Source organism: Rhodoferax sp. (assembly GCF_028715765.1).
GTDB lineage: Bacteria > Pseudomonadota > Gammaproteobacteria > Burkholderiales > Burkholderiaceae_C > Rhodoferax.
This window is the reverse complement of the sequence record NZ_JAQURE010000011.1, coordinates 40017-58904: the sequence shown is the minus strand read 5'-3', so window position 1 is coordinate 58904 and position 18888 is coordinate 40017. Positions and strand designations below refer to the sequence as shown.

Below are 18888 nucleotides of genomic sequence, written 5' to 3'. Positions count from 1 at the left end.
TTTGAAGAGACCTGAAAGAAAGTCGCCAAAAACTCACGCGATACGTGGCTTGACCTTGCTCGCCGCCAGTTTGGCGTTGACGCGGGCTTGCTCCACATCGGCGTGTGCCGCCAGTGCCACGCCCATGCGGCGTTTGACAAAGCTCTCAGGCTTGCCAAACAAGCGAATGTCGGTGCCAGGCACGCGCAGGGCGTCGTCCACGCCATCAAACACAATGCCTTTGGCGTCTACCCCACCGTAAATCACGGCGCTGGCGCCAGGATTGCGCAGCGCGGTGTTGACGGGCAAGCCCAAAATGGCACGGGCGTGCAGCTCAAATTCGCTTTGCCATTGGGTGGTCAGGGTCACCAAACCGGTGTCGTGCGGGCGTGGCGACACTTCGCTGAACCACACCATGTCACCCTTGATGAACAGCTCCACCCCAAAAATACCCAACCCGCTCGGCTGGCCGTCCAGCCCAATGCCCAGGTTGTCGGTGACGGTTTTGGCAATGTGGCGCGCCTGCTCAAGTGCCGCCGGGCTCATGGGGTGGGGTTGCCAGCTTTCCACGTAGTCGCCGTTGACCTGCACGTGCCCCACGGGGTCGCAAAAGTGGGTGTCGATGCCGCCCTCGGCATTTTTGGCGCGCACCGTGAGCTGGGTGATTTCGTAGTCAAAGTCAATGAAGCCTTCCACAATCACCCGGCCGTGGCTGACGCGGCCACCGGCCATGGCGTAGTCCCAGGCTTTTGGCACATCGGCCGGGCCGCTGATCTTGCTTTGGCCTTTGCCTGAGCTGCTCATCACCGGTTTGACAATGCAGGGGTAGCCAATGCCGGCATCAATGGCGGCTTGCAGCTCGGCCAGCGAGTCGCAAAACTTGTAGGGGCTGGTGGGCAAGCCCAGCTCTTCAGCAGCCAGGCGGCGAATGCCTTCGCGGTCCATGGTCAGGCGCGCGGCGCGGGCGGTGGGTATCACGCGCACCACGCCGGTGGCCTCCAGCACTTCAAGCATGGGGGTGGCAATGGCTTCAATCTCGGGCACCACCAGGTCGGGTTTTTCGTGCTCAATCAACTCACGCAGCAGCGCCGGGTCGCTCATGACAAGGGTGCGGCTGTGGTGCGCCACTTGTTGACCTGGCGCATGGGCATAACGGTCTACCGCAATGGTTTCCACGCCCAGGCGCTGCAGCGCAATCAGCACCTCTTTGCCCAACTCTCCGCTGCCCAGCAGCATGACTTTGGTGGCGTGTTTGGACAAGGGGGTTCCGAGAGTGGTCATAAAGTGTGCGCGTGATGCGTTCCGTGGTTGAAAAAGTGTTTTGATTTTAGGCAACAGCGGCGCGAACCTGCGGCGCCCATCACGATGTAAATCATTCGGCCTGCGGTGGATTTGCACGCTTGAACGCTCGCGATGCAACACGGTCGGTGACAATTCAGCCCATGAATGCACCTATTTTTTCTGTCCAACACCTGGTCAAACGCTATGGCACTGCCACCGTGGTCGATGACATGTCGTTTGCCATTGCGCCAGGCGTTTGCCTGGGCGTGATTGGCCCCAACGGCGCTGGCAAAACCACCACCATCCGCATGTGCCTGGGCTTGACACAGCCCGACGCTGGCACGGTCACCGCCTTTGGCCTGAACATGCCCGCCGATGCGCTGGCCATCAAGGCGCAACTGGGCGTGGTGAGTCAGATGGACACGCTGGACCCCGACTTCAGCTGTGCCGAAAACTTGCTGGTGTATGGCCGCTACTTCGGCATGAAAGACGCCCAAATCCGGGCGCGCATTCCGGCGCTGCTGGAATTTGCCAGCCTGACCGCCAAGGCCAACGCCAAGCCAGGCGAACTCTCGGGCGGCATGAAACGGCGCTTGAGCCTGGCGCGCGCCCTGGTCAACAACCCGCGCTTGCTGCTGCTCGATGAGCCCACCACCGGGCTGGACCCGCAAGCCCGCCACCTGATGTGGGAGCGCCTGCAACTGCTGCTGGCCGAGGGCAAATCGATCTTGCTCACCACCCACTTCATGGACGAGGCCGAGCGCCTGTGCCACCGCCTGCTGGTGGTTGACCATGGCCGAAAAATTGCCGAAGGCACGCCGCGCGACCTGATTGCCCAGCACCTGGAGCCCGATGTGGTGGAGGTGTTTGGCAGCGGCGCCCTGGCGCTGGCAGATTCGCCCCTGAAGGCGCTGGCCGCGCGCGTGGAGGTGAGTGGCGAGACCGTGTTTTTTTACACCCAAGAGGCCAAGCCGCTGATGCAAGCCCTCACCGCGCACCCCCACCTGCGCACTTTGCACCGCCCCGCCAACCTAGAGGATTTATTCCTCAAACTCACCGGTCGGCAGATTCGGGAAGAGGCTTGATACTATGAATAAAGAAGCTGCTAAAGCAATATCCATAAGCGCTAGAGGCCAAAAAGATACATCAGTTTGGAGCTATCCCAAACTCTCCATGCGCTGGTGGCCGGTGTTTTTGCGCAACTGGCTGGTGTGGAAAAAGCTCGCCATTCCCAGCCTGGTGGGCAACATTGCCGAGCCACTGATGTGGCTGGTGGCGTTTGGCTACGGCATGGGTGCGCTGGTGGGGCAAATCAGCGTGGACGGCGTGCCAGTGCCTTACATCTTGTTTTTGGCCAGTGGCAGCATTTGCATGAGCGCCATGAATGCCGCCAGTTTTGAGGCTTTGTACTCGGCCTTTAGCCGCATGCATGTGCAGAAAACCTGGGACGGCATCATGAACGCACCGGTCACGCTCGACGACATTGTGCTGGCTGAAATGCTGTGGGCGGCGTTCAAGTCGCTGTTTACCGTGACCGCCATTTTGGGGGTGATGCTGGGCTTGGGCATCAGCCACAGCCCCAAACTGCTGGTGGCCTGGCCGGTGCTGCTGGGGGTGGGCATCACCTTCAGCTGTGTCGCGCTGATCTTTAACGCGCTGGCCAAGGGCTACGACTTTTTCACCTATTACTTCACGCTGTTTTTAACTCCCATGATGTTTCTGAGCGGCATTTTTTTCCCGCTGGAACAGCTGCCCAGCGTGGTGCGCATGGTGTCTGACTGGCTGCCACTGACCAACGCCGTGGCGCTGGTGCGCCCGCTATTCATGGACCAATGGCCAGCGCAATGGCTGCGCCCGCTGGCGGTGTTGGCGACCTACGCCGTGGTGGGTTTTTGGGTGGCGCTGGCGCTCACGCGCAAACGCTTTCGGGGCTGACACGCAAGGCCACAGCGCAAATTAACCAGTAAACTGTCAATAAAGCTACTTAATAACCAGTTTAATGATGCATCCCATGTCAATCACCGCCCTGCCCGCCCCAGCACAACTGGCACTGGTTCGCCTGGGTCAGCGCCTGCGTGCGCACCGGGTGCAGCGTGCCTGGACGTTGGCTGAAATGGCGCAGCGGCTGATGTGCTCCCCCACCACGGTGCGCGCGCTGGAGGCCGGCAAACCGGGCACCAGCTTGGGACTCATGCTGCATGCGTTGTGGCTGTTCGGCGAAACCGATTCGCTCGACACCGTGGCCCCTGCCCCCGCCGCCTTGGCCGCCAACAGACGCGTGCGCCGCCCGGCCGGACGCGCTGCACCCGGTGTGATCACTGAGAGCGAACGTGACTTCTGACGCTGCGCCACCAGAACGTCTGATTTACGTTGGCTTGGCCTGGCACGCCAATCATGAGGTGCAGCCAGTCGGCCTACTGAAGCTGGCACGCCACGGCGTGATGGAGTCAGGTGAATTTGCCTATGGCCGCCGCTATCTGCACACGCCGCACGCTCAATCGTTAAATCCTGAACACTTACCCTTGAGAGAAGCAGGTTTTGTGCTGCCAGAGCGCCGTTTGCGTGATGGCGGTGCCATGCCGCTGACCTTGCGTGATGCCTTGCCCGACACGTGGGGTCGCAAGGTGCTGGAGGTGCAACAGGGTCAGTCCATCTGTGACATCGATGCCCTGCTGCTCACCAATGACGACCGAATTGGCGCCATGGTTTTTTCCGAGTCACTGCCCATTCAGACCCGTGAGCCGCCCGCTGAGCTGCTGCAACTGCCCGACCTGGCCGAAGCGGCGCGCCGGATTGAAACCGGTTTGGATGTGACTCCACGCATGCAGCAACTGCTGCGCGGCGGGGCAAGTCTGGGCGGCGCACGCCCCAAAGCCACCTTTGTGCATGAAGGTCGCCGTTACATTGCCAAATTTGCCTCACGCGGCGACGAATTCGACATGGAGGTGGTGGAGGCCGCCACGCTGGGCATGGCACTGGCTTGTGGCATCACCGTGCCAGCGTTTCACCTGCGCGATCTGGCGGGTGGGCATGCGCTGTTGCTGGAGCGCTTTGACCGTACCGGCCCAATCAGCCACGAACGCCGGTTTCACTACCTCTCAGCGTCAGCTTTGCTCAACGTGCCTTACGAATCCAGTGGCGGGAGCTATGTGGAACTGGCGCAAACGCTGCGCCGCATCTCTGCCAAGCCTGAACAAGATGTCACCGAGCTGTTTCGACGGATGGTGTTCAACCTGGTGGTGGGCAACAGCGACGACCACGTCAAAAACCATGGCGCACTCCACCAAGGCCAGGGGTCTTGGCGACTGGCCCCGGCCTTTGACCTGGTGGCGCAATTGAGCAGCCACACGGGTTATCAGGAACTGGCCATTTTGCCGGGCCGGCACGCCTCCAGCCTGGCGCTGGTGCGTGAAGCAGCACCACATTTCGGGCAATCGGACGCAAGTGCAGCGCACATCATTCAAAACATTGGGCAAACGGTGGCCGCTCAGGCGCACTTGGCCATCAAAAATGCAGGCGGCAGCCTAGCACTGTCCAAACGCGTCACAGCTTTTCTGGCACAGCAGGCCGAGCGCATTGCAGCTTGATGGGGTCTGCCAGTCTGGGTGACATACTTGGTTGAACGATCAAAGCGGCTGTTGCGCCGCCTTGATCATGTCGGCGGCTTTTTCGGCAATCATGATGACCGGCGCGTTGGTGTTGCCACCCACCAGGTGGGGCATGATCGACGCGTCCACCACGCGCAGCCCCTGCAAGCCGTGCACGCGCAACTGGGCATCTACCACCGCCATCTCGTCTTGCCCCATGCGGCAACTGCCCGCCGGGTGGTAAATGGTGTCAGCCAGGTTGCGAATGGCTTGCTCAATGTCTTCATCAGTCTGGGCAGCGGCAGTGGCGGTGAGTTCACGCCCGCCGAATTGCGCCAGCGCTGGCTGCGCCAAAATGCCACGCATCAGCTTGAAGCCTTTGACCAAGCGATCCACGTCGTCGCGGCTGGCCAAAAAATCGGGGTCTACCAACGGCAGGTCTTGCGGGTTGGCGCTGGCCAGGCGCACGCTGCCATAGCTTTTGGGGCGCAGCAGGCACACGTGGCACGAGTAGCCGTGCCCCAGCGTGGTGGTGCGGCCGTGGTTGATGAGCTTGCCAATGACAAAGTGCAGCTGCAAATCAGGCACCCGCTCGGCCGGGCTGCTTTTGATAAAGCCACCAGCTTCGGCAAAATTGGTGGTCAGCATACCGGTGCGCTTCTCACGCCAATCCCACACCCCCTTGAGCAGCTTGGCCGCGCCCGGCACCGAGAGGCCAAACGTGTCAAGGGCGGCGGGGGCGTCCACCACCTGCACCACATCAATGTGGTCATGCAGATGCTGCCCCACGCCAGGCAAGGGGTGCAGTGGCACGATGTGATGGTCGAGCAAATGCGCTTTGGGGCCAATGCCCGAAAGCATCAGAATTTGCGGCGACTGAATGGCGCCAGCGCACAGCAGCACCTCGCGCTGGCAATGCAGCTGCTTGGTTTGCCCCTGGTGCTCAAACTCCACACCCACTGCGCGATTTTTTTTGAGCAAGATGCGGGTGGTCAGCGCGCCGGTAAACACCTGCAAGTTGGGACGCTGCAGGTGGGGGGTGACGTAAGCCTTGGCAGCGCTGTAACGCTCGCCGTTTTTGTGCGTCACCTGGTAGTGCCCCACACCTTCTTGGCAGGCACCATTGAAGTCTGGGTTGCGCGGGTAGCCCGCTTGCACACCAGCTTGCACAAACAGCTCAGAGAGTGGGTTGGGTTGCGCTAGATCCATCACATTGAGTGGCCCCTGGCTGCCATGAAAGTCATCCGCGCCGCGTTCGTTGTGCTCGGCTTTTTTGAAGTAAGGCAGCACATCGGCATAAGACCAGCCAGGGTTGCCCTCCGCCGCCCAGCGGTCGTAGTCAACGGGGTGACCGCGGGTGTAGATCATGGCGTTGAGCGAGCTTGACCCACCCATGACCTTGCCACGCGGCTGGTAGCCACTGCGCCCATTCAGGCCGGGCTGCGCCACGGTGTTCAACCCCCAGCCATGCAGGCTGAACTTGGCCATCACCGCCAGACCCGCCGGGCAATGGATCAGCACACTGCGGTCGGCGGGGCCCGCTTCCAGCAACGCCACATGGATGTGGGGGTCTTCAGTGAGGCGCGCCGCCAATACGCAGCCGGCCGAGCCGCCGCCGATGATGAGGTAGTCAAACATGGTGTTCTCCGAGGGGCTTGCAGGTTAACGGAAAACCAAGCCGTGTTTTAGAGCCATGTCTCAAGGGTGACGAAGCCAGCGCTGCGGGCAGACCACGCATTCAGGCATGATAGAGGCTTGAACCATTTACAGGACTCACGCAAAACCGCTTCAGCGGCCTGAGTCCTCCATGAAGGAGTGCAGGTGTTTTCATCTATTTCCTTGCCCGCCGCAGCGCAAGAGACCGTTAGCATGAGTTTGACGCCCAAAGACGCCAAGGCGCCAGCCCGCAAAAGCTTCAGCTGGCCAGCGCCGCCTTATGCCATTTACAGCGCCGCCCAACCCTGGAGCGCGCCGCAAGCGTGTGAGCTTGAAGGCTTGAACGGTGCCATTCGCACCTGCACCCTGGTCTCGGTCGACCCGGATGAGCAAACGATTCTGATCCAACTGGAACACAGCAAAACACCCGTGCCCATGACCTTTGCGCAGTTTCGCCGGGTCACGCTCAAAAGCCGCATCCACCCACAAGAAATCATCAGCAGCGAAGACTTTGCCGACATTTTGAGCTACCGCTGCACCGTCGACTACAAGCTGCAACTCGACAACGGCAGCACCCTGACCGGCAAAACTGTGGGCTATGTGGAAACCCATTACGGTCTGTTTTTGTTCACTCCGCTCGATGAGCAGGGCACGCTGGAGCGGGTGTTTGTGCCGCGCGACGCGTTCACCTCGGTCATTCTGGGCGACCACATTGGCCAAATGCTGGTCGATCAAAAAGTGGTCACCAGCCAGCAGGTTGAAGATGCGGCCACCGAGCAGCACAGCCGCCGCATCAAAAAACTGGGTGACTACTTGGTGGACAACGCCGTGGTGTCGCCCGACCAACTGATGTTGGCGCTGGATCAGCAGTCCAAAATGCCAATGATTCGCGTGGGCGAAGCCCTGACCCGGCTGGGCTACATTGACGATGACCAGCTCAAGCAGGCGCTGGAGCGGCAAAAGACCGAGCGCTCGGTGCCCTTGGGGCAACTGCTGGTGAACATGGGCTACCTCACCCGCGCAGACCTCAACACCGCTCTGGCACGCAAAATGGGCTACCCCGTGGTGGACGTGACCCAGTTTCCAATCGACCCCGAAGCCCTGAAAAAAGTGCCTGCCAGCACCGCCCAGCGCCTGCACATCATGCCGCTGCTGTGGCGCGACAAGCTGCTGGTGATTGCCGCGGTGGACCCGACCCAGCGCAAACTGCTCGAAGAGCTTGAATTTATGGTGCAGGGTCGGGTGATTGCCACCCTGGGTGACGAGATGCAAATCGCCCAGACCCAGAAAAGTGCCTACGAAAAACTGGGCATTAACGCCTGGCCTGCCGACGATGACCTGTTGCCCCCCTCCAACGACGGCCAGGCCAGCGGCACCCAGTTGCTTGAGTCAATGCAAATGCAAGACATGGGGCTGGAAGATGAGTCTGAAGACGGCCAGCAAATTGCCCAGTCTGACAACACCCTGGTGCGCCTGATCAACACCATGATCATTGAAGCGCACGCCCGCGGCGTGTCAGACATTCACGTGGAGTCGCAACCCAAGCGCGCCAAAGTGCGCATCCGGTTTCGCAAAGATGGCATCTTGTCGCCCTACCTGGAGCTGCCCCACACCTACCGCGCAGCGCTGGTGGCGCGCTTGAAAATCATGGCCGACCTCGACATCTCCGAGCGGCGCAAACCGCAAGACGGCAAGATTGACTTCAGTAAATTCTCACCACGCCACAAGCTGGAGCTGCGCATTGCCACCATCCCCACCGCCAACAACCTGGAAGACGTGGTGATGCGGCTGCTGGCGTCGCGCAAACCCATTGCCATTGAAAAGCTCGGCCTCTCGCCTGACAACCTGGCGCAGCTGACCGAGGCGGTGAGCCGCCCCTACGGCATGGTGCTGTGCGTGGGGCCCACTGGCTCGGGTAAAACCACCACCCTGCACTCGGTGCTGGGCTTTTTGAACACGCCCGAGCGCAAAATTTGGACCGCCGAAGACCCGATCGAGATCACCCAACCCGATTTGCGCCAGGTGCAGGTCAACCCCAAAATTGACTGGACATTTGCCAAAGCGCTGCGCTCGTTTTTGCGCGCCGACCCCGACATCATCATGGTGGGCGAAATACGTGATGCGGAAACAGCGCAAATTGCCATTGAAGCCTCACTCACCGGGCACTTGGTGCTCTCGACCTTGCACACCAACAGCGCGGCTGAAACCGTGACCCGGCTGATTGACATGGGCATGGACCCGTTCAACTTTGCCGACTCGCTCTTGGCCGTGCTGGCGCAGCGCTTGGCACGGCGTTTTTGCACCGAATGCCGCACCGTGCAACCAGCCTCAGACGACACCATTGAGGAGTGGCTGGCCGACTATCTGCACGCCTTTCCTGAAGACATGCGCCCGACCAAAGACGAGGTGCTGGCACAGTGGATGGCGCAATATGGTCAAAAAGGCTGGCTCAGCCACCACCAAGCCACCGGCTGCAGCAAGTGCCTGGGCACCGGCATGTCGGGGCGGGTGGGGTTGCACGAGTTGTTGCGCGTCACGCCCGAGGTGCGGCGCTTGATTCAAAGCGGCGCACGCTCTGAAGAAGTGCAGCACGCGGCGTTCAGAAGCGGGGTGTTTCGCACCTTGCGCCAAGACGGCATCAGCAAAATGCTGGCCGGCCTGACCAGCATGGAAGAAGTGCGAGCCAGCAGCAATGCCTAGCACCTCGCCCACCGCAAGCCACCCGTTTCAGGCACTCACGCCCGATGTGGTGCAAGACGCGCTGGCCAGCGTGGGGCTGCTGGGCGACGGCCGGCAAATGGCCTTGAGCTCTTACGAAAACCGGGTTTACCAAGCCCACTTGGACGATGGCCGCAAGGTGGTGGCCAAGTTTTACCGCCCGCAGCGCTGGACCCGGGCGCAAATTGAAGAAGAGCATGCATTTTCAGCCGAGCTGGCTGCGGCAGAAATTCCGGTGGTGGCACCGCTGATGCTGAACGGCCAGACGCTGCACCACCATGGTGGCTTTGACTTCAGCGTGAGCCCATGGCGCGGTGGCCGCCAGCCCGAACTGGAAGACGGTGAGGTGTTGGAGTGGATTGGCCGTTTTTTGGCACGCATCCACAGCGTGGGCACGGCACACCCCTTTGTCCACCGCCCGGCGCTGGATGTGGCCAGCTTTGGCGTGGCCGCGCGCGACTGGCTGCTGGGTCATGACAAAGTGCCGCTGGATGTGCAAAGCGCCTGGGCCAAGGCTGCCCAAGACGCCATTGATTTGATAGCTACTCATGCCCTATTGACGGGCGCTAGAGGCCAAAAAGACTTAAATAATTTAACGAACGAGGCCAACCCAGGTGCCAGCGCCATGCAGACGCTGCGCCTGCACGGCGACTGCCACCCCGGCAACATTTTGTGGACACCGCTGGAGGTGCCTGCCAGCCAGCTGCCCGGCCCGCATTTTGTCGACCTGGACGACTGCCGCAGTGGCCCGGCGGTGCAAGATCTGTGGATGCTGCTGAGCGGCGACCGGGCGCAACAAACCCGGCAACTGGCCGCGCTGGTGGACGGCTACGAGCAGTTTCGCCCCTTTGATGCACGCGAACTGGCGTTGCTGGAGCCGCTGCGCACACTGCGCTTGCTGCACTACAGCGCGTGGCTGGCGCGGCGCTGGGAAGACCCCATTTTTGCCATCAACTTTCCCTGGTTCGGCAGCAGCGACTATTGGCAAGGCCAGGTGGTCATGCTGCAAGACCAGTTGGAAGCCATGCAACAGCCGCCGCTGGCGGTGTAAGCGCCAGCGGCGGCTGTGGGGTGGCGCTGCAACGGCCGGCCGGCCGCACGGTTACTCGATGGTCAGGCGTTGGGCGCCACTCATGGCTTGTTTTTTGGGCAAGGTCAGGGTCAGCACACCGTTGTCGTACTTGGCTTTGGCCTGCGCTTGGTCGATGTCTCCCGCGAGCTGAAAACTGCGGGAGACGGCACCGTAAAAGCGCTCACTGCGCAACACCTTTTCATCTTGCGAGGTGCTGTCTTGCTGCTTGACCTCGGCACGCAAGGTCACCACATTGCCGTCCACGGCCACCTGGATGTCTTCTTTGGGCACCCCTGGAATTTCGGCGTGGATGGTGTAGGCTTCGCCACTTTCTTTGACATCCACCTTGATCTGCGCCGGGTTGGGCAAGCCGTCGCCATGCAGGGGCTTGATGTAAAAACCAGGCGCAACATCGCGGAAAAATTCGTCAAACAATCCGCCACGTGTCATCAGTGCATTCATGAGATTCTCCTTTTTCAACAAGTCAGGGGTGTCGGCTCAGTGCCCCCATGGCGTTGAGCCTACAAGTTGAAAAATGAGGGTTATGGCAAGGTTTTCAAGATTTTGGCGGCTGAAAAAATGCGGAAATCTTGTGCCGACGGCGTGGGTTATTTGCCGTTGATGCCCAGCAGTTCCACCTCAAACAGCAAGGTGGCGTTGGCGGGAATCAGGCCACCACCGGCACCACGCTCGCCATAGGCGATGCTCGACGGGCAAGTCAACTTGGCTTTGCCGCCCACTTTCATGCGCTGCACGCCTTCCGTCCAGCACTTGATGACGCCGTTGAGCGGGAACTCTATGGCTTGGTTGCGCTTGTAAGAGCTGTCAAATTCTTTGCCGTCCGGGAACGTGCCGCGGTAGTTGACCTTGACTGTGTCGCTGGCTTTGGGGCTGGCCCCGGTGCCGTCTTTGAGCGACTTGTACACCAAGCCGCTGGCAGTGACCACGGCACCAGCTTCTTTGGCGGCGGCCGCCAACGCCGCATCGGCGGCGAATGAAGTCAGGGGTAGGCACAAGGCGCTGGCGAGCAGGGTGACGTTGAAGAGGTTTTTCATGGGGTTGGAAAAGTTGAAGGAAAAAGCAAAAAGAAAAGCGTGGAAAGCTATATTTTAAATAGCTGTCCACGCTTTATACATGGGCTCTAGAGGCCTATTTCTTATATAAAAATCAAACCAGCAAGGCGTTCACGCGGCGCACGTAGGCGGCGGGGTCATCGGGCAGGCCACCTTCGGCCAGCAGGGCTTGGTCAAACAAGATGTGCGCCAGGTCGTTGAAGCTAGGGGAGCTTTCAAGCTTCTTCACCAAGGCATGCTCAGCGTTGACTTCCAGGACGGGTTTCACGTCTGGCGCGGCTTGGCCGGCTTGCTTGAGCATGCGCGCCAGTTGCGTGCTCATGCCGTTGTCTTGCACCACCAGGCAGGCTGGGCTGTCGACCAAGCGGGTGGTCACACGCACGTCTTCGGCCTTGTCTTTGAGGGCTTCTTTGAGCTTGGCCAGCAGCGGCTTGAAGGACTCAGCGGCTTCTTCAGCAGCCTTTTTCTCAGACTCGTCTTGCAGTTTGCCCAGATCCACCGCACCTTTGGCCACGCTTTGCAGCGGTGTGCCGTCGAACTCGTGCACGTAGTTCAGCGCCCATTCGTCCACGCGGTCGGTCATCAAGAGCACTTCAATGCCTTTTTTCTTGAACACTTCAAGTTGCGGGCTGTTTTTGGCTGCTGCCAAGGTGTCGGCGGTGATGTAGTAAATGGCTTCCTGGCCGTCTTTCATGCGGGCTTTGTAGTCGGCAAAGCTGACCATCACGCCATCGGTGGTGCTGCTGGCAAAGCGCAGCAGCTTGGCAATGCGGTCTTTGTTGGCATAGTCTTCGCCCAGGCCTTCTTTGAGCACAGCACCAAATTCTTTGTAGAACTTGGTGAACTTGCCCACATTTTTTTCCGCCTCGGCTTTTTCTTCGGCAGTTTGCACGTCGGTCACGCCGTCGGCAGACACTTCTGGCAGCTTGTCGTTTTTGGCCAGGTCTTCGAGCATGCCCAGCACGCGCTTGGTACAGCCTTCACGGATGGCTTTCACGTCGCGGCTTTCTTGCAGCAGTTCGCGGCTCACGTTCAAAGGCAAGTCAGCCGAGTCGACCACGCCTTTGACAAAGCGCAGGTAGGTGGGCAACAGCGCTTCGGCATCGTCCATGATGAAAACGCGCTTGACGTAGAGCTTGACCCCAGCTGATTTTTCGCGGTTGTACAAATCCATCGGCGCTTTGCCAGGGATGTACAGCAGCTGGGTGTATTCGGTACTGCCTTCCACCCGGTTGTGGGTGTGCGCCAGCGGGGCTTCAAAGTCGTGGCTGATTTGCTTGTAAAACTCGTCGTATTGCTCTTGCGTGACGTCTTTTTTAGCGCGCGCCCAAATGGCGTTGGCTTTGTTGATGGTTTCCCATTCGCCGGTTTTCACCATGGCACCAGGTTGGCGGCCGCCGGCCTCATCTGATGGATTGATGAGTTCGCCGTCTTTCCACTCTTCTTTTTCCATCAAGATGGGCAAGCTGATGTGGTCGGAGTATTTGTTGATGATGCTCTTGAGCTTCCAGGCACTGGCATAGTCGAGCGCGTCGTCGTTGAGGTGCAAGATGATGCTGGTGCCGCGCTCTGGCCGTGTGATAGCTTCGACCTCAAAGTTGCCCGCGCCACCGCTGATCCAGCGCACGCCCTCTTCGGCCTTCATACCGGCGCGACGCGACTCAACGGTGATCTTGTCGGCCACGATGAAGCCTGAGTAAAAGCCCACGCCGAACTGGCCAATGAGTTGCGAGTCAGCCTTTTGGTCGCCGCTCAACTTACTCACAAAGTCTTTGGTGCCGCTTTTGGCGATGGTGCCCAGGTGGTCAATGGCCTCTTGCGTGCTCATGCCAATGCCGTTGTCGGTGATGGTGAGCGTTTTGGCGTCTTTGTCAAACATGACTTTGACCTTGAGCTCGGGGTCGTTCTCGTACAGACCGCCGTCGTTGATGGCTTCAAAACGCAGTTTGTCGCAGGCGTCAGACGCGTTTGAAATGAGTTCACGCAGGAAAATTTCTTTGTTGGAGTAGAGCGAGTGCGTGACAAGGTGCAGCAGTTGCGCCACTTCAGCTTGGAAGGAAAGGGTTTGTTTGGTCATGGTGTTACAGAGGTGTCAAAAAAATAGAGGCCAGCAACGAGCGCGCTGGTGCCAGAGCAATCCCATAAATAAGGACAACCCAGGCGAATTCAAGGGTTCAAGTGCGGCAAAACTGCAGGGACGCTCAAATCTGCCAGCGCTCACGCATCAGCGCCACCATGGCGGCCACGGCGCGGCCGCGGTGGCTGTGGGCATTTTTAACTTCGGTGGGCAACTGGGCAAAGGTTTGGCCGAATTCGGGCAACCACATCACCGGGTCAAAGCCAAAGCCGTTGCTACCCATCGGCGCCTGGGTGATGTCGCCCACCACCCGCCCCACCGCCACCAGTGGCTCGGGGTCGTCGGCTGAGCGCAGCGCCACCAGTGTGCTGACCATGGCGGCGCGCCGGTTGTCAATGCCTTGCATTTGCTCCAACAGGGCACGCACGTTGTTGGCGTCGCTTTTGGCGTAGCCAAACTGGGTGGCGTAATAAGCGGTGTCCACCCCCGGCAAGCCGCCAAAGGCATCCACGCACAAACCGGCGTCATCGGCCATGGCCGGCAGGCCGCTCAAATGCGCCGCGTGACGCGCTTTGGCCAAAGCGTTTTCAATGAAGGTGTGAAACGGCTCGGCCGCTTCAGGAATGCCCAGGCTGCCTTGGGTCACCAGCTCCAGCTGCAGCGGCGCCAACATGGCTTGCAACTCAACCAATTTCCCGGGGTTGTTGGATGCCAATACAATTTTCATAACAAATAGACCTCTAGCGCTTATGGTTAGTGCGTGAGTAGCTCTTATTTAGAGAGCGATTCTTGCTGCAACAGAATCAGCTCACGAATGCCTTGGTCGGCCAAGTTCAAGAGTTGATCCATTTCGGTGCGGCTAAAGGGCGCACCTTCGGCTGTGCCTTGCAGCTCGACAAAATGCCCGCTGGCGGTCATGACCACGTTCATGTCGGTGTCGCAAGCGGCATCTTCAACATATTCCAGGTCGAGCAACGGCGTGCCTTGCACCATGCCAACCGAGATGGCCGCCACCGCTTCACGAATCGGCGACTGCGTCAATTTACCCGCCGCCAGCAAGCCATTGACAGCATCTTGCGCAGCGACAAAGGCGCCGGTGATGGCCGCCGTGCGGGTGCCGCCATCGGCTTGCAGCACGTCGCAATCAAGGTGCAAGGTGCGCTCGCCGAGCAGGCTGAGGTCAAACACCGAGCGCAGGGCACGGCCGATCAAACGCTGAATTTCTTGTGTGCGTCCGGTTTGCTTGCCGCGCGCGGCTTCGCGGTCGCTGCGGCTGTGGGTGGCGCGTGGCAGCATGCCGTATTCGGCGGTGACCCAGCCAAGGCCGCGGCCTTTTTGGTGCGGCGGCACTTTGTCGAGCACCGAGGCATTGCACAGCACTTTGGTGTGGCCAAACTCGATCAACACCGAGCCTTCGGCGTGCAGGGTGTAAGCGCGGGTCAGGCGCACTGGGCGCAGCGCATTGGCCAAGCGGCCTTGGGTTCTAGAAAATTCAGTCATGGCAGGTCTTTCAATCAAGGAAATGGGGGCGCGGTGCGAAGGCACGACAAGCGAGATGCCTCACACCGCAGGACTGGCCTGAAACCCGTTCAACCCGCAAAGCGGGTTATGGTTTTTTGAGGGCTGAGCGGCGAATGGCTTCGTTGATTTCAGCAATCGAGCGCTCAATGGCGGCCTCGTCCAGGTCTTCCAGGGTGTCGTTCCACAAGCCCGCCTGCACGGTTGAGGCAAACACGCCATCGCTGATGGAGTCGGTGCTGACACTGCCGCGGGTAGAGTCAAAGTCGTCTGGGGTTTCCCACTCCAGCGCCAAACAGGTCACGTTGTCAGAGCCTTCACCGCCGGCCCGCAAGGCCTTTTCCACCAGGTCTGGCACAGCATCTTCAACCGACTTTTGTGACAAGTGAAACACAATGTCGTCATCAGACATGACCGACCACAAGCCGTCAGAGCACAGCATCAGGCGGTCGCCCTGCTGCAAAGAGACCGGTCCGGCCACATTGAACACGGGTTTGATGGGTGAGCCCAGGCAGGTGAAGAGCACATTGCGGTTGGAGGTACGCGCGGTGTTTGCGGGCGCCGGGCGCGTGAGGTTTTGCTCCATGAGGGAATGGTCTTTGGTGCGCACCAGCAATTTGGATTGGCGCACCAGGTAAAACCGCGAGTCACCACAATGTGTCCAGGTGACTGCGCCCGCTTGCAGCACCGCCACCACCACCGTGGTGCGAGGCGAGTCCAGCATGGCACGGTCATTGGCATAGCGCAAGATGTGCTGTTGTGCAGTGAGCAACGCCTCGGACAAAAAGGCTTTGACATCAGGTAACTCGGGGCGGGCTTGTTTTTGAAACAACGCTGCCACCGCCTGCAAGGCCATTTGCGCAGCCACCTCGCCTTCAGGGTGCCCACCCATGCCGTCAGCCAGCAAAAAAACCGCCGACGCGCGGGTGTAGCAGTAGCCCATGCGATCTTCGTTTTTGTCGCGACCGCCCTTGCGACTGACCTGAAAGACAGAAAATTTCATGTTGCTCTATGGCCAATATTGGTGGCTTTGAGAACCGTTTTTTTGGTTCCTGCCACCATGGTTTCAAACTGCAAACGCACTTTTTCACCCACACTGAGCCGGGTATAGCGCAATTCACCCACGGTGTTGAGTTCTTTTTGAAGCGCAAAAACGGATTGCGGTCTAGCCAAGGGGTCAAGCGCCATGCACCACTGCACCACTTCAATCAAATTGTCTGAATACACGCCTTGCAATTTTTTCAAGGCCAACGTCATGCGGTCGTTGCTCATGCGTTGCGGCGCTTCGACTGGCGGGTAACCCTGCATGCAGGCGTACATGCATGCACCAATGGCGTAAATGTCGGTCCACGGGCCCATGGCGCTGTCGCGCCGGTACATCTCTGGGGCTGCAAAACCGGGGGTGTACATGGGGCGAATGAAGTTGCCTTCTTTGCTGAGCACTTCACGCGCGGCACCAAAGTCAATCAACACCGACTTGTTGTCGTCAGTGATGAAGATGTTGGCGGGTTTGATGTCAAGGTGCAGCATTTTGTGCTGGTGAACGATGCGCAAGCCGCGCAAAATTTCATCAAACAAAGACCGGATGGTGGACTCACGAAAGACTTTTTCTTGCTTGAGGTCTCGCGCAATCAAGATGTACTCCTGCAAGCTGGCGCCTTCGAGGTAGTTCATCACCATGTAAACGGTTTCGTTTTCCCGGAAAAAATTCATCACGCTGACTACCGAGGCGTGAGAAATTTGAGCCAACGAGCGGCCTTCTTCAAAAAAACTTTTCAAGCCCAAACGGTAGAGCGAGAGTTTTTCAGGCGCCACTTGGGGCAACAAATCTCCTGGCGCACGGCTGACCAGCGACGCAGGCAAATACTCTTTGATCGCCACCTGCTGGCCATCAGGGTCGATGGCCTGGTAAACCACGCCAAACCCGCCAGCGGCCACCCGACGAATCACCCGGTACCCACCAATCAGGGTATCTGGCGGGAGCGGTGAAGGCTTGACCTTGGACATGTATTTTTAAGTTGGGCGGACGTGCACGGAGTCAGAACCGGGTTATTCTTGAACGAGTTTCATCAAAATCACATTCAAATGTCAGTTTACAGCATGACCGGTTATGCCAGTGCCCAGCACGGCAGCGCGCCCATTGGGCACGACGAAGAGCCAAAATCTGCAGCATCGACACGGCTGGGTATTGAGATTCGGTCTGTCAACAGCCGCTTTCTTGACCTGACGTTTCGGCTGCCTGACGAGCTTCGAGCCGCAGAGCCAGCGTTACGCGAGCGCCTCACGGCCAAGCTCAAGCGCGGCAAGGTGGAGTTTCGCGCAGCACTGGAGAGCAACGCCAGCCACGTGCTGCCAGACCCCTCGGTGCGGCTACTGCAGCGCTTGAATGCGATTCAAGACAATGTGAAAGCCTGGCTGCCCAATGCACCGGTGCTGAGTGTGGCGGATGTGATTCGGATGTCGGGCAACGAAACAAGCTCCACTCAAGACTGGACGGCTGAGCTGTTGACGCTGGCTGACTCGGCCTTGCAGTCGTTGCTGGCCGCACGCGAGCGCGAAGGTGCACGCCTGGCCTTGATGCTGCAAGATCGGATCGAACAGTTGCGCGGCTTGACGGCCAAAGCCGTGCCGTTGATTCCACAGTTGGTGGCGCAACAGCGTCAGCGGTTTATGGATCGCTGGCAAGAAGCCATGGGGTTGACCGACAGCGTGCAGTTGCCCGAAGCGGCGCAAGACCGGGCGCTGACAGAGGCCACGGCATTTGCCATTCGCATTGATGTGGCAGAAGAGTTGACCCGGCTCACTTCGCACTTGGATGAGTTGGCACGGTTGATCACACGCGGCGGTGAAATCGGCAAGCGTTTGGACTTTTTGATCCAAGAACTGCACCGCGAAGCCAACACACTGGGGTCTAAATCAGCTGCGCTGGAGCTGACCCACATTTCTGTTGACATGAAAGTGCTGATTGAACAAATGCGGGAACAGGTGCAAAACATAGAATGACGCGCTACTTTATCATGTTGAAAGCCTACGTCTATGCAGACTATGGAATACCCAGGTAATCTTTTTGTGGTGGCTGCACCCAGCGGGGCAGGCAAATCCAGCTTGGTCAAAGCGCTCATGGAGCTTGACTCTCATGTACAGCCCTCGGTCTCGCACACCACCCGCGCCCCGCGTGGCCAAGAGAAGCATGGGCGTGAATACTTTTTTGTCTCAAATGCTGAATTTGATGCCATGGTGCAGGCGCAGGCCTTTGTGGAATGGGCGCATGTGCACAACCACCGCTACGGCACCTCTAAAAAAGCGATTGAAGAGCGCATGGCGCAGGGCGCAGATGTGATTCTTGAAATTGATTACCAAGGGGCGCTGCAAATCAAGGGAATTTTCGCCAACGCCGTCACCATCTTTATCTTGCCGCCAAGTTGGGAAGAGTTGCGCGCACGGCTAGAACGGCGCGGTGAAGATGCGGCTGATGTGATAGAGGTGCGTTTGCACAATGCGGCTTTAGAGATGGCGCAAGCCCATCAATTTGACTTCGTTATAATCAATGAATCTTTTGACCGCGCGGTTTTTGATTTGAAATCAATCGTGCATGCACAAAGGCTCAAGTATTTGGCGCAGCGCCGCGCCAGAGCTGAAACATTTAATGCACTGCACCTCTGACAGTGCGCCCCTCACGGTTTTGGAGAATTCATGGCTCGTATCACTGTTGAAGACTGCTTGCAGCAGATTCCAAATCGCTTTCAACTGGTGTTGGCAGCGTCTTACCGCGCGCGCATGCTCAGTCATGGTCACACCGCCAAAGTGGAAAGCAAAAACAAGCCTGGTGTGACAGCCTTGCGCGAAATTGCCGCTGGTAAGGTCGGACTGGAGATGCTGAAAAAAGTCCCACTTTAATTTGTTTTTTGAAGCTGATCAAAAGCACCG

The 18888-nt window shown here is 59.0% G+C and carries 18 protein-coding genes; 9 read left to right on the top strand and 9 right to left on the bottom strand.

Going from position 1 to position 18888, the window contains the following annotated elements:
• Positions 1 to 33: 33 nt before the first annotated feature.
• The gene (purT, locus tag PHT20_RS06070) at positions 34 to 1260 is read right to left on the bottom strand and encodes a formate-dependent phosphoribosylglycinamide formyltransferase (RefSeq protein WP_300084567.1); all 1227 of its coding nucleotides are present in this window, start codon (positions 1258 to 1260) and stop codon (positions 34 to 36) included.
• 161 nt (positions 1261 to 1421) lie between these two features.
• Between purT and PHT20_RS06065 the strand changes: the two genes are divergently transcribed.
• The 4 genes from PHT20_RS06065 (at position 1422) to PHT20_RS06050 (ending at position 4847) form a co-directional block, all read left to right on the top strand.
• Entirely contained in the window at positions 1422 to 2345 is a 924-nt protein-coding gene (locus PHT20_RS06065; protein ID WP_301019831.1) for an ATP-binding cassette domain-containing protein, read from the top strand.
• Positions 2346 to 2433: 88 nt separating this feature from the next.
• The gene (locus PHT20_RS06060; RefSeq protein WP_301019850.1) at positions 2434 to 3195 is read left to right on the top strand and encodes an ABC transporter permease; all 762 of its coding nucleotides are present in this window, start codon (positions 2434 to 2436) and stop codon (positions 3193 to 3195) included.
• A 76-nt stretch (positions 3196 to 3271) separates the two neighbouring features.
• On the top strand, positions 3272 to 3601 hold the full coding sequence (locus tag PHT20_RS06055) for a helix-turn-helix transcriptional regulator (protein ID WP_301019830.1): 330 nt from the start codon (positions 3272 to 3274) through the stop codon (positions 3599 to 3601).
• A complete protein-coding gene (locus PHT20_RS06050) occupies positions 3591 to 4847 on the top strand; it encodes a type II toxin-antitoxin system HipA family toxin (protein WP_301019829.1) in 1257 nt (418 codons plus the stop codon). The genes PHT20_RS06055 and PHT20_RS06050 overlap by 11 nt, the downstream gene beginning before the upstream one ends.
• Positions 4848 to 4886: 39 nt before the next feature.
• On the opposite strand, the gene PHT20_RS06045 is transcribed toward PHT20_RS06050, so the two are convergent.
• Entirely contained in the window at positions 4887 to 6485 is a 1599-nt protein-coding gene (locus PHT20_RS06045) for a choline dehydrogenase (protein WP_301019828.1), read from the bottom strand.
• 231 nt (positions 6486 to 6716) lie between these two features.
• Between PHT20_RS06045 and PHT20_RS06040 the strand changes: the two genes are divergently transcribed.
• Together PHT20_RS06040 and PHT20_RS06035 are read left to right on the top strand one after the other, a co-directional pair.
• Positions 6717 to 9203, top strand: coding sequence for an ATPase, T2SS/T4P/T4SS family (locus PHT20_RS06040; protein ID WP_301019827.1), 2487 nt, complete (start codon positions 6717 to 6719; stop codon positions 9201 to 9203).
• A complete protein-coding gene (locus tag PHT20_RS06035; RefSeq protein WP_301019826.1) occupies positions 9196 to 10272 on the top strand; it encodes a serine/threonine protein kinase in 1077 nt (358 codons plus the stop codon). Before PHT20_RS06040 ends, PHT20_RS06035 begins: the two co-directional genes overlap by 8 nt.
• Positions 10273 to 10323: 51 nt before the next feature.
• Here the strand turns inward: PHT20_RS06035 and PHT20_RS06030 are convergent, their stop codons facing one another.
• The 7 genes from PHT20_RS06030 to PHT20_RS06000 form a co-directional block, all read right to left on the bottom strand.
• Entirely contained in the window at positions 10324 to 10755 is a 432-nt protein-coding gene (locus PHT20_RS06030; RefSeq protein WP_301019825.1) for an Hsp20/alpha crystallin family protein, read from the bottom strand.
• A gap of 146 nt (positions 10756 to 10901) precedes the next feature.
• Positions 10902 to 11348, bottom strand: coding sequence for an FKBP-type peptidyl-prolyl cis-trans isomerase (locus tag PHT20_RS06025; RefSeq protein ID WP_301019824.1), 447 nt, complete (start codon positions 11346 to 11348; stop codon positions 10902 to 10904).
• A gap of 112 nt (positions 11349 to 11460) precedes the next feature.
• A complete protein-coding gene (htpG, locus tag PHT20_RS06020; RefSeq protein ID WP_301019823.1) occupies positions 11461 to 13443 on the bottom strand; it encodes a molecular chaperone HtpG in 1983 nt (660 codons plus the stop codon).
• Positions 13444 to 13567: 124 nt separating this feature from the next.
• On the bottom strand, positions 13568 to 14170 hold the full coding sequence (gene rdgB, locus PHT20_RS06015) for an RdgB/HAM1 family non-canonical purine NTP pyrophosphatase (protein WP_301019822.1): 603 nt from the start codon (positions 14168 to 14170) through the stop codon (positions 13568 to 13570).
• Positions 14171 to 14214: 44 nt separating this feature from the next.
• Positions 14215 to 14943, bottom strand: coding sequence for a ribonuclease PH (rph, locus tag PHT20_RS06010; RefSeq protein WP_301019821.1), 729 nt, complete (start codon positions 14941 to 14943; stop codon positions 14215 to 14217).
• A gap of 106 nt (positions 14944 to 15049) precedes the next feature.
• Complete coding sequence (locus PHT20_RS06005) at positions 15050 to 15964, bottom strand: PP2C family serine/threonine-protein phosphatase (RefSeq protein WP_301019820.1); 915 nt, start codon at positions 15962 to 15964, stop codon at positions 15050 to 15052.
• Entirely contained in the window at positions 15961 to 16968 is a 1008-nt protein-coding gene (locus tag PHT20_RS06000) for a serine/threonine-protein kinase (RefSeq protein WP_301019819.1), read from the bottom strand. The genes PHT20_RS06005 and PHT20_RS06000 overlap by 4 nt, the downstream gene beginning before the upstream one ends.
• 78 nt (positions 16969 to 17046) lie before the next feature.
• On the opposite strand from PHT20_RS06000, the gene PHT20_RS05995 reads away from it, so the two are divergent.
• The 3 genes from PHT20_RS05995 to rpoZ are packed head-to-tail and all read left to right on the top strand — an operon-like array spanning position 17047 to position 18858.
• Positions 17047 to 17964 (top strand): YicC/YloC family endoribonuclease, encoded by a 918-nt coding sequence (locus PHT20_RS05995; RefSeq protein ID WP_301019818.1) that lies wholly within the window; start codon positions 17047 to 17049, stop codon positions 17962 to 17964.
• A gap of 42 nt (positions 17965 to 18006) precedes the next feature.
• On the top strand, positions 18007 to 18624 hold the full coding sequence (gene gmk / locus PHT20_RS05990) for a guanylate kinase (RefSeq protein WP_301019849.1): 618 nt from the start codon (positions 18007 to 18009) through the stop codon (positions 18622 to 18624).
• A 30-nt stretch (positions 18625 to 18654) separates the two neighbouring features.
• Positions 18655 to 18858, top strand: a complete 204-nt coding sequence (gene rpoZ, locus PHT20_RS05985; protein ID WP_300087741.1) for a DNA-directed RNA polymerase subunit omega — start codon at positions 18655 to 18657, stop codon at positions 18856 to 18858.
• The last annotated feature ends 30 nt before the right edge of the window (positions 18859 to 18888 follow it).

What these genes read in the sequence shown, in the direction of transcription:
- purT (WP_300084567.1), bottom strand. Translation starts at nt 1,260, where the DNA reads ATGACCACTCTCGGAACCCCCTTGTCCAAACACGCCACCAAAGTCATG.
- PHT20_RS06065 (WP_301019831.1), top strand. Translation starts at nt 1,422, where the DNA reads ATGAATGCACCTATTTTTTCTGTCCAACACCTGGTCAAACGCTATGGC.
- PHT20_RS06060 (WP_301019850.1), top strand. Translation starts at nt 2,434, where the DNA reads ATGCGCTGGTGGCCGGTGTTTTTGCGCAACTGGCTGGTGTGGAAAAAG.
- PHT20_RS06055 (WP_301019830.1), top strand. Translation starts at nt 3,272, where the DNA reads ATGTCAATCACCGCCCTGCCCGCCCCAGCACAACTGGCACTGGTTCGC.
- PHT20_RS06045 (WP_301019828.1), bottom strand. Translation starts at nt 6,485, where the DNA reads ATGTTTGACTACCTCATCATCGGCGGCGGCTCGGCCGGCTGCGTATTG.
- PHT20_RS06040 (WP_301019827.1), top strand. Translation starts at nt 6,717, where the DNA reads ATGAGTTTGACGCCCAAAGACGCCAAGGCGCCAGCCCGCAAAAGCTTC.
- PHT20_RS06035 (WP_301019826.1), top strand. Translation starts at nt 9,196, where the DNA reads ATGCCTAGCACCTCGCCCACCGCAAGCCACCCGTTTCAGGCACTCACG.
- PHT20_RS06030 (WP_301019825.1), bottom strand. Translation starts at nt 10,755, where the DNA reads ATGAATGCACTGATGACACGTGGCGGATTGTTTGACGAATTTTTCCGC.
- PHT20_RS06025 (WP_301019824.1), bottom strand. Translation starts at nt 11,348, where the DNA reads ATGAAAAACCTCTTCAACGTCACCCTGCTCGCCAGCGCCTTGTGCCTA.
- htpG (WP_301019823.1), bottom strand. Translation starts at nt 13,443, where the DNA reads ATGACCAAACAAACCCTTTCCTTCCAAGCTGAAGTGGCGCAACTGCTG.
- rdgB (WP_301019822.1), bottom strand. Translation starts at nt 14,170, where the DNA reads ATGAAAATTGTATTGGCATCCAACAACCCCGGGAAATTGGTTGAGTTG.
- rph (WP_301019821.1), bottom strand. Translation starts at nt 14,943, where the DNA reads ATGACTGAATTTTCTAGAACCCAAGGCCGCTTGGCCAATGCGCTGCGC.
- PHT20_RS06005 (WP_301019820.1), bottom strand. Translation starts at nt 15,964, where the DNA reads ATGAAATTTTCTGTCTTTCAGGTCAGTCGCAAGGGCGGTCGCGACAAA.
- PHT20_RS06000 (WP_301019819.1), bottom strand. Translation starts at nt 16,968, where the DNA reads ATGTCCAAGGTCAAGCCTTCACCGCTCCCGCCAGATACCCTGATTGGT.
- PHT20_RS05995 (WP_301019818.1), top strand. Translation starts at nt 17,047, where the DNA reads ATGTCAGTTTACAGCATGACCGGTTATGCCAGTGCCCAGCACGGCAGC.
- gmk (WP_301019849.1), top strand. Translation starts at nt 18,007, where the DNA reads ATGGAATACCCAGGTAATCTTTTTGTGGTGGCTGCACCCAGCGGGGCA.
- rpoZ (WP_300087741.1), top strand. Translation starts at nt 18,655, where the DNA reads ATGGCTCGTATCACTGTTGAAGACTGCTTGCAGCAGATTCCAAATCGC.